Source organism: Neisseria sp. P0022.S009, assembly GCF_051956675.1.
In the GTDB taxonomy this organism is placed as follows: domain Bacteria; phylum Pseudomonadota; class Gammaproteobacteria; order Burkholderiales; family Neisseriaceae; genus Neisseria.
Genome location: NZ_JBQCXE010000002.1, coordinates 291023 through 303401 on the forward strand (window position 1 = coordinate 291023; position 12379 = coordinate 303401).

Annotated in this window: 11 protein-coding genes; 7 read left to right on the plus strand and 4 right to left on the minus strand. The window is 50.4% G+C overall.

From position 1 onward, the window contains the following. Positions 1-48: 48 nt before the first annotated feature. Together gatA and gatC are read right to left on the minus strand one after the other, a co-directional pair. A complete protein-coding gene (gene gatA / locus ACTHUG_RS04490; protein ID WP_440386221.1) occupies positions 49-1497 on the minus strand; it encodes an Asp-tRNA(Asn)/Glu-tRNA(Gln) amidotransferase subunit GatA in 1449 nt (482 codons plus the stop codon). Between the two features lie 150 nt (positions 1498-1647). Then, a complete protein-coding gene (gene gatC, locus ACTHUG_RS04495) occupies positions 1648-1938 on the minus strand; it encodes an Asp-tRNA(Asn)/Glu-tRNA(Gln) amidotransferase subunit GatC (RefSeq protein ID WP_003685110.1) in 291 nt (96 codons plus the stop codon). Between the two features lie 224 nt (positions 1939-2162). Between gatC and ACTHUG_RS04500 the strand changes: the two genes are divergently transcribed. From ACTHUG_RS04500 to ACTHUG_RS04530, 7 genes are all read left to right on the plus strand, one after another. Then, a complete protein-coding gene (locus ACTHUG_RS04500) occupies positions 2163-3200 on the plus strand; it encodes a rod shape-determining protein (protein WP_003747269.1) in 1038 nt (345 codons plus the stop codon). Between the two features lie 11 nt (positions 3201-3211). Then, positions 3212-4054, plus strand: coding sequence for a rod shape-determining protein MreC (gene mreC, locus ACTHUG_RS04505; RefSeq protein ID WP_070837547.1), 843 nt, complete (start codon positions 3212-3214; stop codon positions 4052-4054). A gap of 4 nt (positions 4055-4058) precedes the next feature. After that, complete coding sequence (gene mreD / locus ACTHUG_RS04510) at positions 4059-4559, plus strand: rod shape-determining protein MreD (RefSeq protein ID WP_440386220.1); 501 nt, start codon at positions 4059-4061, stop codon at positions 4557-4559. A 4-nt stretch (positions 4560-4563) separates the two neighbouring features. Further along, a complete protein-coding gene (gene mrdA, locus ACTHUG_RS04515; protein WP_440386219.1) occupies positions 4564-6612 on the plus strand; it encodes a penicillin-binding protein 2 in 2049 nt (682 codons plus the stop codon). After that, the gene (gene rodA, locus ACTHUG_RS04520; protein ID WP_440386218.1) at positions 6605-7756 is read left to right on the plus strand and encodes a rod shape-determining protein RodA; all 1152 of its coding nucleotides are present in this window, start codon (positions 6605-6607) and stop codon (positions 7754-7756) included. The genes mrdA and rodA overlap by 8 nt, the downstream gene beginning before the upstream one ends. A 1-nt stretch (position 7757) precedes the next feature. Beyond that, positions 7758-8417 carry a MarC family protein gene (locus tag ACTHUG_RS04525; RefSeq protein ID WP_036490425.1) on the plus strand — a complete coding sequence of 220 codons (660 nt, stop codon included), beginning with the start codon at positions 7758-7760 and terminating at the stop codon, positions 8415-8417. 80 nt (positions 8418-8497) lie between these two features. Beyond that, positions 8498-9841 (plus strand): aldehyde dehydrogenase family protein, encoded by a 1344-nt coding sequence (locus ACTHUG_RS04530; protein WP_440386217.1) that lies wholly within the window; start codon positions 8498-8500, stop codon positions 9839-9841. A gap of 301 nt (positions 9842-10142) precedes the next feature. On the opposite strand, the gene ACTHUG_RS04535 is transcribed toward ACTHUG_RS04530, so the two are convergent. Together ACTHUG_RS04535 and tmk are read right to left on the minus strand one after the other, a co-directional pair. Further along, positions 10143-11423 (minus strand): malic enzyme-like NAD(P)-binding protein, encoded by a 1281-nt coding sequence (locus tag ACTHUG_RS04535; RefSeq protein WP_004520118.1) that lies wholly within the window; start codon positions 11421-11423, stop codon positions 10143-10145. Between the two features lie 263 nt (positions 11424-11686). Next, the gene (tmk, locus tag ACTHUG_RS04540; protein WP_440386216.1) at positions 11687-12313 is read right to left on the minus strand and encodes a dTMP kinase; all 627 of its coding nucleotides are present in this window, start codon (positions 12311-12313) and stop codon (positions 11687-11689) included. Between the last annotated feature and the right edge of the window lie 66 nt (positions 12314-12379).

Sequence of the window (12379 nt, forward strand, 5' to 3'; positions counted from 1 at the left end):
TTATGATTTATTTTCAGACGGCCTTGAATCCATCAAGGCTCTAAAACATTACTCCGGTGCTTTAGTATGCCAATCGCTGTTCAGTTGAACTTGATGTGCGGCACCCAAAATTTTGGCTTCGGAGAAATAATTACCGATAAACTGAACACCAATCGGCAGACCGTTTGCGCTGAAACCGGCAGGTAGGGTCAGTGCAGGCAAACCGGCAAGGTTCACGGCGATGGTGTAAATATCGGATAAGTACATTTGCACAGGGTCGTGAATGTCGCTGCCGAGTTTCGGCGCGGCAGTCGGTGCAGTCGGTGCTAAAATGAAATCACATTGACCAAAGGCCGTCTGAAAATCATTGGCAACCAGACGGCGCAGTTTTTGGGCTTTCAGGTAATAAGCATCATAGTAACCATGACTCAATACATAAGTACCGATCATGATACGGCGTTTGACCTCGCTACCGAAACCTTCGGCACGGGTGTTGCTGTACATTTCTTCAAGATCACTGAATTGCGCCGCACGATGGCCATAACGTACGCCGTCGAAACGGGACAAGTTGGTACTTGCTTCAGCGGAGGCGAGAACGTAATAAGCAGGAATCGACAATGAAGTTTGCGGCAACGAAACTTCAACAGTCTCAGCGCCTTGGGCTTTAAGCAAATCAATCACGTTTTGCAAGGCCGTCTGAACATCGGCATCCGCGCCTTCGCCGAAATATTCTTTAGGCAAACCGATTTTCAACCCTTTGAGCGGCTTGTCCAAATCACGGGTGTAATCTTCTTTGTCGCGTTCCAAACTGGTGGAATCACGCTCGTCAAAGCTGGCCATGGCGTTCAACAAAATCGCGCAGTCTTCGGCCGTTTGCGCCATAGGGCCGGCTTGGTCGAAGCTGGAAGCATAGGCAACCATACCGAAGCGTGAAACCGTACCGTAAGTCGGCTTAATACCGGTAATACCGCAATGCGATGCAGGCTGACGGATAGAACCGCCGGTATCCGAACCCAAAGCAGCCGGTGCCAAACGCGCTGCAATCACGGCAGCCGAACCGCCTGACGAACCGCCGGGAACATGCTCAAGATTCCATGGGTTTTTGGTTACGCCGTAGAACGAAGTCTCATTAGTCGAGCCCATGGCAAATTCGTCCATATTGGTACGGCCGAGAGTAACCATGCCGGCATCCAGCAGGTTTTGCACCACAGTGGCAGTATAAGGAGAAACAAAGTTATCCAACATCTTGGAACTGCATGCACTGCGCCAACCTGTTTGACAGAAAATATCTTTGTAAGCAACCGGTACACCGGTCAAAGCGGTCGCATTACCGGCTGCGATACGCGCATCGGCTGCTTTGGCTTCAGCAAGGGTCTTATCTTGATCGATGGTCACATAGCCATTGATGGCAGGGTTTTTCGCAGCAATAGCGGCCAAATATTCGGTCGCCAATTCGACTGCGGAAATTTGTTTGGATTGCAGCAGGCTGCTGGCTTGTTTGAGCGTGTAAGCGGTCATTGTGCCGTACTTTCTATAAAACAGTTTTTGCTTTCAAAACAGATATTGAAAACATCCGTTTAAATCAATAAATCGGGCCGTCTGAACAGAATATCCTTTCAGACGGCCTTGCAATAGGGGTTTGCCGATAAGCAAAGGCCGTCTGAAACCTTATTCCTCAATCACTTGAGGAACGATATACAGACGATTGCGCACTTCTGGGGCAACCGCCTGATATTCGGCGGCATGGTCGGTTTCAGTCACTTTATCTTCGCGCAGGCGCAAAGCGGCTTCGTGCGGATGCGCCATAGGTTCGATGCCGTCGGTATTGACGCTTTGCATGTTTTCAACCATGGCGAAAATGTCGTTCAACTCGGCAAGCGTTTTGTTTTTTTCTTCGTCCGTTAAAGTGAGGCGTGAGAGTTTTGCGATTTTTTCCACATCATTTAAGCTTAAAGCCATAAAAAATCCTTGTCTGATAGCAATGCACCTTGGGTTTGGGGTATCATTGCATTTCGTCTTCTATGAAGCGAAGAATTATAACCGAAAACCAAACAGGTTGGCATGGTGTTTTGATTCAGACGGCCTTTTCAGGGTTCATTTATCCGTCTTAAACCGTGTACCTGTTTTTCTTATTTTAAATAACGCTAAACACATCCGGGCTGGGCCGGAATTTCAGGTATCCTATGTTTCGTCTTTTATCTCGTTTTCTTTCTAATGATATTGCCATCGACTTGGGCACGGCCAACACGTTGATTTTTGTACGCGGCAAAGGGATTGTTTTGGATGAGCCGTCCATGGTTGCGATTCAATCCGGCGCGGGCAATAAAAGTAAAATCATGGCAGTTGGTACGGAAGCCAAAAAAATGCAGGGCCGTGCGCCGCGCAATATCGAAATCGTCCGTCCGATGAAAGACGGCGTGATTGCCGATTTTGTGATTACCGAGCGTATGCTGGGTATGTTGATTAAAAAAGCCACCGAAGGACGGTCTTTGGTTCCGCCCCGTGTGGTTATCTGTGTTCCGGGCGGCTCTACCCAAGTGGAACGTAAAGCGATTTTGGATTCAGCGTTTGCCGCCGGCGCGGCAAGCGTGCATTTGATTGAAGAACCGATGGCCGCCGCTTTGGGCGCGGGTTTGCCGATTGAAGATGCGGCAGGTTCGATGATTGTCGATATTGGCGGCGGCACTACTGAAATCGGTATTCTTTCACTGGGCGGTATGGCCTATTCTGCTTCCGTCCGCGCAGCCGGTGACGAATTCGATAAAAGCATCATCCATTACCTGCGCCGTCATCGCGGTGTCTTAATCGGCGAGGCGACGGCAGAAGAATTGAAGAAACAAATCGGATCAGCCTCGGGCTTTGAAACCGAAACAGCCATGCGCATTAAAGGCCGCGACCTGGCCGAAGGTACGCCTAAATCCTTGGCGGTTACGTCGAATGAAATCCGTGAAGCATTGAGTGAAACGGTAAATCAAATCATCCGCGCCGTCCGTCTGGCTTTGGAACAAGCTCCGCCCGAACTGGCCGGCGATATTGCCGACCGAGGTATTATGCTGACCGGCGGCGGTGCGCTTCTGCACGGTATCGATACCGTCTTGGCCGATGCAACCGGCCTGCCCGTCGGCATTGCCGACCAGCCTCTGAACTGCGTCGCCTATGGTGCCGGTAAGGCTTTGGACTATATCGGCAAATGGGATACCGTGTTTACGGAAAACCCATAAGGTAGATGGCTATGGAACGCTCTTCTTTGCGCTTTGACGAGGCAAAAGGCCCTAAGCTGTTGCCTCGTTTTGTCGTTTATGTCGCCCTGGCGGCCGGCCTGATGGTGGCTGATTATCGCTTTTCATTGATGCAGCCTGTACGTGCGGCAGTAATGCCCATGCTCTATCCAGCTCAATGGCTGGCCAATCAACCCGTTCAACTTTATCAATATTTTGCCGATCTTTCCCAATCCAAATCCGAGCTTTTGGAACAAAACCGCCGGCTTTTAGAAGAAAATGGCCGTCTGAAAATCGATTTGCAGCGGGATAAAGTCAATACCGATGAATTGCGCGAATTGAAAAAACTGTACGGTTTGCAACAAAAAGGCATCCACAATGTTATCGGCGCGGAAGTCATTTCCAATGGCAAAGATCCACTTTCCGAAAGACTGATTATCGGCAAAGGCAGTCAAGACGGCTTGAAAGTTGGCGATGCGGTCATCGATCAAAGTGGTTTGATCGGCCTATTGACACAAGTCCATACACAAAGCGCGGAAATCGAGCTGATCTCAAGCGGACAAAGCATTGTCCCCGTAGCCGTCAGCCGCACCGGTGAACGTAATTTGGCATATGGTAATGGCAGCGGTTTGGATTTACGCTATTTCCCAACCGGCTCGGACTTGAAACCCGGTGATGTTCTGCTGACTTCCGGCTTGGACGGTACTTATCCGGCGGGGATTCCCGTTGCAACCGTCAGCAAGGTTGTCCGTGCATCGGGAACGCCTTATTACGATACGCAACTGACGCCTTTGGCCGCTTTACGCAGCAGCCGTTTTGTCTTGGTACTTTCTTCCGCCCCTTCTTCCCCACGCTGATTTCATGAACGATTTTGACGATTCTTACCGTGCAGTACCGCTGCATATCATGGCGGCCAGTCTCATTGTGATGATGATACTGGACTTTATGCCGTTTTCCTTTGACGGATTCTTCTGGCTGCCTGAAATGACGGCACTGATGCTGCTGTATTGGACATTGCACCAGCCGCAACGCGCAGGCATGGGACTGGCTTTTGCCATCGGTCTGATTGTCGATGCCGCAACCGCCGCGACTTTGGGCCTGCACGCCCTGTCTTACGTTGTGATAACTTATTTCATCTTAAACCGACGCCGCCAAATCATGCTGTACGGCCACATTATGCAATTGGCCGCTGTCTTGGCTGCCCTGCTTCTCAATCAGGCCGTCTTAACTGTTGCACGTCTGTTCCTCAATCATCAGGTCATCACTTTGCAAGGCTTTGTTGCCCCATTTGTCGGCGCACTGCTTTGGCCGATACTCAGCCAGCTGATGCTGATTGTGACCCGTATTTACCGCGCGCACTGAAAAGATGAAACCGATTCTTCCACGCCGTCTTTCCGGTGGTCAACATACCCAAAAACCTTCCGCTCAGGCAGCACAAGCCGATGCCCTATTACGCCTGCTCGTTGCTTTTATCCTGATTGTCATCTTCTTTTCCATCTTGCTGGCGCGGTTCTTTTACTTACAAGTGACTCAACACAATGAGTTTTCCGGTCAGGCATCGAGCAACCGCATCACCCTGATTCCAACTCCGCCCGTACGCGGCGAAATCGTCGACATCAACGGCGTTCCTTTGGCCAAAAACTATCCCGTCTTTTCGCTTGAAGTTATTCCCAGCCGTATCGAAGGCAAGATAGAAGATGTCATTGAAGCATTGAAAAAATACGTCGATATCACGCCGACAGATTTAAAACGCTTCAAAAAATACCGCGAAAGCTATAGAAAATTTGAAAATATCCCACTCAAGCTCAAGCTGACCGATGAAGAGGCCGCACGCTTGTCTGTGCATCTGCGCGAATTCAAAGGCGTAGAGGTCAATTCACGCACATTCCGCGAATATCCTTACGGCAAGCTGACTTCCCATTTTTTAGGCTACATCGGCCGTATTAGCGATAAAGACAAAGAAATGCTGGAAGAAGAAGGCCTGACCGCCCTCTACCGCGGCAGTACGCATATCGGCAAATCCGGCTTGGAAAAATATTACGAACACCAGCTTCATGGCGTTCCAGGCTATCAAGAAGTCGAAAAAGACGCTTACGGCAATATCGTCCGCGTATTGAAAAATGTCCCGTCCAAAATGGGGCAAACCTTGCGCCTAGGAATGGATATCCGTATGCAGCAGGAAGCCGACCGAATCTTGGGCGACCGCCGTGGCGCATTGGTGGCCATTAATCCGCAAGACGGTACTGTTTTGGCATTTGTTTCCAAACCATCTTTCGACCCCAACCTCTTTATTGACGGCATCGACAGCGATACTTGGAAAATGCTGAATGACGATTGGAAAAAGCCTTTGATCAACCGCGTTACCCAAGGCCTCTATCCACCTGGCTCTACATTCAAACCCTTTATGGGCATGGCTTTGTTGGAAAGCGGTAAAATCACTCAAAACACCATCGTCCCAGCCCCCGGCGCATGGAGCATACCCGGCAGCCGCCATATTTTCCGCGACTCTGTCCGCAGCGGTCACGGCTCGGCCAACTTGAGCAAAGCCATTCAAGTATCCTCAGATACCTTCTTCTACCGCTTGGGTTATGAAATGGGTATCGACAAAGCCTCTCCGTATTTGGCGCAATTCGGTTTCGGCCAAAAAACCGGCATTGACCTGCCCAGCGAATACACAGGCGTTTTGCCCAGCCGCGAATGGAAAGCCAAACGCTTTGCCAAATCTTCCGACCCGACCGCCAAAGAATGGCGCGCCGGCGAAATGGTTTCCGTCAGTATCGGCCAAGGCTACAACGCCTACACGCCTTTGCAAATGGCACATGCGACAGCATCTCTGGCCAACAACGGTGTTGTCCATCAGCCGCATTTGGTCAAAGAAATATTGGATTTCGGCGCGCGCAAAATTACCCGCATCAATCCTAATCCCGAACGTCAAATTCCGTTTAAAACCGACAACTTCGAATACGTCAAACGCGCAATGGAGAAGGTATTGAAACCGGGCGGTACGGCACACCGTATCGGTGGCGGACTCGCTTATACGATGGGCGGTAAAACCGGTACGGCCCAGGTCGTACAAATCAAACAAGGCAGCCGCTACAATGCCGCAGCCCTGCGCGAACAACACCGCGACCACGCATGGTTTATCTCGTTTGCGCCATTGGAAAAACCTGAAATCGCCATTGCCGTTATTTTGGAAAACGGCGGCTGGGGTGCGTATGCCGCGCCATTGGCACGTGAAATGACTGATTTTTATATGCTTCACGTCAAGCCGCAACAGTTTTCAGACGGCCTCGAAACAGATTCGGCCAAAACTGAAAAAACTGATAAACATCAGCCTATTACCAGCATTTTCCAATCTGCCTACGGACTGACTCCGACAAGCCCTGCCCCACAGCCGGAGGTTCACCATGAATAACACATCAGCGTGGAAAACGTTCAAATCCACCATTGCAGCCCCGATTGACCCTTGGCTGTTTTTTGCCATGCTCGCCATCTACATCATGAGCCTGTTTTTGCTCTATTCTGCAGACGGACAAGAGTTCGGCCAATTGGAAAACAAAACCATCCATACCGTTTTGGGCTTTGCCCTGTTATGGATTATCGCCGTATTTAAGCCGCAAACGGCCGCCAAAGTTGCCCTGCCTGTTTACATTGTCGGCGTATTGCTGCTGATTGGCGTCGAAGTTGCCGGCGTTACCGTAAACGGTTCGACCCGTTGGCTGAGCCTCGGCTTTACCCGTATCCAACCTTCCGAAATCATGAAAATCGGTATTCCCATGACTGTCGCGTGGTATTTCCAACGCTATGAAGGCCGTCTGAAATGGATACATTATATTATCGCCCTCGTACTGATTCTTGTTCCTGTCGCCCTGATTTTGAAGCAGCCCGACCTCGGTACGGCCGCGCTGATTATGGCTTCGGGCATTTTTGTCATCTTTTTTGCCGGATTGCCCTGGAAAGCCATTTTTGCCGCTATTATTGCCTTTGTGGCCGCCCTGCCGCTCTTGTGGAACTACGGCATGCACGACTACCAGAAAACCCGCGTCCTTACCCTGCTCGACCCGACCAAAGACCCGTTAGGCGCAGGCTACCACATCATTCAATCCATGATTGCCATCGGCTCTGGCGGCGTATGGGGTAAGGGCTGGCTCAACGGCACACAAACCCATTTGGACTATATTCCCGAATCAACGACTGACTTTATTTTCGCAGTATTCGGCGAAGAGTTCGGTCTGATCGGCAATATCCTTTTGCTGCTGGTTTACCTTATCATTTTGGCACGCGGATTATGGATTGCCGCACAAGCGCAATCCCTTTACAGCCGTACTTTGGCAGGCGCATTGACCATGACCTTCTTCTGCTACGCCTTTGTAAACATGGGCATGGTCAGCGGTATTTTGCCCGTTGTCGGCGTCCCCCTTCCCCTGGTCAGCTACGGCGGTACGGCTACGCTTTCCATCATGGTGGTGCTGGCCCTGTTGATGGGTATCGCCAACGAACATAAAAACCTCCGCCATCGCAATATGGACAACGACGATCTGACTGAAAGCAAGGAATAATATGGAATTAGGTGTAGAAATCGGCAAACTTCTCGTTGCACTTCTTGTACTGATCAACCCCTTCAGCGCACTCTCGATTTATCTTGACCTGACGCAAGACCACAGCACCAAAGAAAAACGCAGAATTGCGCGTACTGCCGCACTGGCCGTTTTCATCGTGATTGTCGTCTTTGCACTGAGCGGCGGTATCTTATTGAAAGTACTCGGCATCAGCGTAGGCTCTTTCCAAGTCGGCGGCGGCATTTTGGTTTTATTGATTGCCATCTCCTTGATGAACGGCAACGACAATCCGGCCAAGCCCAAAATCGACCCCAATTCAGAAGAGCATCACCATGCGCAACAAGTCCGCCGCAATGAAAAAGCCATTGCCGTCGTCCCCATTGCCATTCCGATTACCATCGGTCCCGGCGGTATTTCTACCGTCATCATTTACTCCTCTGCCGCCAAAAATTACAGCGATATTGCCCTGATTATCATCTCCGGCTTTCTGGTCAGCCTGATTTGCTATCTCATCCTGATCGTTGCCGGACGCATCAGCAAACGCTTGGGCACGACCGGCCTGACCATCCTCAACCGCATTATGGGCATGATGCTTGCCGCCATTTCCGTAGAGATTATTGTTGCCGGTTTAAAATCTATTTTTCCCCAACTGGTCGCTTGAAGTACAATCATCACAATAAAAGGCCGTCTGAAACATTTTCAGACGGCCTCATAAAAACATAAAAACAAAGGAGCCCAACCATGTTTCACAGCACCCATGTCTTTACCAGTGAAACCATTTGCCGCCGACCGGCACAAAGCTACACCGAATTTACCGACGAATTAAACCTCCTCCAAACCCTTCAGCAAACCTTCGCACAATCAAGCATTATCGAGCGCACCGCCCTCTTACAGCAATTTGCCGACAGCCTCGCCCAAAACCAAGAACGCCTCGCCGAAATGGTTTGCGAAGAAGTCGGCCGCTGCCTGCACGAATGCCGCGCCGAAATCAGCAAATCCATCGAGCTTATCCGCTACTACGTCCGCCTTGCACCCGAACTGCTCTCCCATAAAACCATCGCCACCCAAGCCAGCCTCAGCCAAGTCCGCTTCGAGCCTTTAGGTGTTGTTTTGGCAGTCATGCCGTGGAACTATCCTGTTTGGCAGATTTTACGATTTGCCATCCCTGCCCTGTGCGCCGGCAATGCCTGCGCGGTCAAACCTGCGCCCAGTGTCGCCCGCGTCAGCGAAACCCTCTTCAGCCTCGTCCCAAAAGGTTTGCCGCTTATCGGCGCATGGCTAAACCATGAAGACACGCTTAAAGCCATCGAAGATACCAATGCCATGGCATTCACCGGTTCGACCCATACCGGCCGACTGCTGGCTGCCCATGCAGGCAAACATCTGAAAAAAACCGTCCTTGAACTGGGCGGCAGCAATCCGTTTATCATCCTGCCCGATGCCGACCTCCAACGTGCCGCCATCGATGCCTGCTATTCACGCTTCCGTGATGCCGGACAATCCTGCAACGCTGCCAAACGCATCATTGTTACCGAAGATATTGCCGAACAATTTATCCCGCTCTTCCTTGCCGAGTGTGCCAAACTGCAAACCGGCAACCCTAAAGACCCAAACACCACCCTTGCTCCGCTTCACCGCCAAGACCTGCGCCAAAACGTGCATGAGCAGGTCCAAGATGCAGTTGCACACGGCGCGCAATGTTTGATCGGCGGCTATATTCCTGATGGACAAAGCTGGTTTTACCCGGCTACCGTCTTGGATCGAGTCAATCCAAACTGCCGCGTTTGGCATGAAGAAGTCTTTGGCCCGGTTGCCATGATCTTACGCGCCGAAAATCCGGATCACGCCGTTGCGCTTGCCAATGACATACCTTTCGGCCTCGGCGCCTGTATCTACACAGCCGACACGGCAAATGCATGGAAATACGCCGAAAAAATCCAAGCAGGCTCTGTCTTTATCAACCGCCACACCAGCAGCGACTTGCGCCTCCCCTTTGGCGGCGTCAAAGCTTCAGGCTACGGACGGGAGCTATCCGAATTCGGACTGTACGAATTCGTCAACGTCAAAACCTATTGGCAAAAATAAACCGTTTCATTCACTCAGGCCGTCTGAAAACCCAATTTCAGACGGCCTGATATTTTTTTAAAGACTGGTAAAAATGTTGTATTTAAAACCCATACCAATTCTGCAAAATCAAATCGGCTCAAAAATAAGCAACCTATTTTAGAAAGCAATTTATATTTCCACACCCATTTTGAATCGGCAGCTTACCATGTTCATCATTCCAGCCGTTTCATTAAGCTCTCTATAAAATATGCGACAAACAAAAATGCCGTCTGAAATACAACTTTCAGACGGCATTTTCAATCAAACACTACTTACCGGATTACAATTTCAAACCGGCCAGTTTAGCAGCATACGCATCCAAATCGGCGATTGGACGGGTAGCCACGCCGCTTTCCATTGCCGCTTTAGCAGTAGCTGTAGCAACGCGAGGCAACAGGCGGGAATCGAATGGGGTAGGAATCAGGTATTCCGCACCGAATTCAAATTTCTTACCGTAAGCGGCAACCACTTCTTCAGTTACCTCTTCCATTGCCAAGTCAGCCAAAGCATACACGCAGGCGCGTTTCATTTCTTCGTTGATGGTGGTCGCGCCGACATCCAATGCGCCACGGAAGATGAATGGGAAGCACAATACGTTGTTCACTTGGTTCGGGAAGTCTGAACGGCCTGTACCGATGACCACATCCGGACGGGTTTCTTTTGCCAACGGAGGCAGGATTTCCGGATTCGGGTTTGCCATGGCGAACACGATTGGTTTTTCGTTCATGGTGTTCAGCATTTCAGGCGTCAGCAGGTTTGCGCCGGACAGACCCAAGAAGATGTCTTTACCTTTAACGGCATCGGCCAATACGCGTTGGCCGTTGTCTTCAATGGCGTAGAACTGTTTGGACTCGTCCATACGGTCTTTGTCTTCGCGGGTTTTGTAAATCACGCCTTTGGAGTCGCAAACGGTCACGTTTTCGCGTTTCAGACCCAAATCCAGCAATTGGTTCAAGCAGGCAATCGCGGCCGCACCTGCGCCGGAGCACACCAAAGTCGCTTCTTCGATTTTACGGCCGGTATAACGCAGGGCATTCAATACGGCGGCGGCGGTGATGATGGCGGTACCGTGTTGGTCGTCGTGGAATACAGGGATTTTGCAACGTTTGCGCAATTCGCGTTCGATGTAGAAGCACTCAGGCGCTTTGATGTCTTCGAGGTTGATGCCGCCGAAAGTCGGTTCCAAAGAAGCGATGATGTCTACCAATTTTTGCGGGTCTTTTTCATCGATTTCGATATCGAATACGTCAACACCGGCGAATTTTTTGAACAATACGCCTTTGCCTTCCATTACAGGTTTACCGGCCAATGCGCCGATGTTGCCCAAACCCAACACTGCTGTACCGTTGGAAATCACGGCAACCAAATTGCCTTTGGCAGTGTATTTGTAGGCAGTTTGCGGATCGGCATGGATTTCCATACAAGGAGCGGCTACGCCCGGAGAGTACGCCAACGCCAAATCTTTAGAAGTGGCCAAAGATTTGGTTGGGGTAACGGAGATTTTGCCCGGCACGGGGAATTCGTGGAACTGCAGGGCGGCTTCTTTTAATGAATTTTCCATTTGTCGATCCTGTTTGCGAGAGAGAGATTTTACAGCGAACAAGTCTGAAACGGGCTGCTTCAGACATTTAAACTTCTAAAGTCGGTTTGTTAACAGACCGGCTTTGTAACAGGCCGTAATTTTATCATGTTCTTTTGGTGGCGCATACCGATATTTATTACATTTGTTTTGATATTTCGTTTTAATCGGTTTTATGTCTAAAAACTTCTGTAATAATATTTCTTCGCCACACTACCTGCTTTCAGACGGCATTTTATTTAAACTTAAACATTCAATCCAAAATGACTGTCTAGCGTGGTTTCAATCTGATCTTTTACCGCGTCCAGACTTTGGCTGCTGTCGATGACGGCATAGCGTTCCGGCTGTTCGTTAGCACGTTGCAGATATACTTCGCGCACCCGATTGAAAAACTCGGCTTCTTCTTGTTCAAAGCGGTCTTTCTCACGCGTTTGGTTGATGCGCGCCATCGATACTTCCAAAGGCACATCCAACAGCAAGGTCAAATCGGGACGGAAATCGCCCTGCACCCAATGCTCAAGCGTGGCAATATCTTGCAAGGGAACGCCGCGCCCGCCGCCTTGATAGGCAAACGTTGCATCGGTAAAGCGGTCGGAAACGACATGCGTGCCGTTTTTCAGGGCAGGCAGAATGACGGTTTCCAAGTGTTGCTGTCTGGCGGCAAACATCAACAGGGTTTCGGTGCGCAGGCTGACTTGGGTGGCAGGGTTGAGCAGGATTTCGCGCAATGCTTCTCCGGCAGGCGTGCCTCCCGGTTCGCGCGTAAACAATACGGGCAGCTTATGTTTTTCAAACCATGCTTTCATTACGGCGAGGTTGGTGGATTTGCCTGCGCCGTCTATGCCGTCAAGGGTAATAAATCTGGGTTTCATATGGATATCGTTAATCTAAAGGCCGTCTGAAACTGGGATTATAAATGTTTCAGACGGCCTATTCGG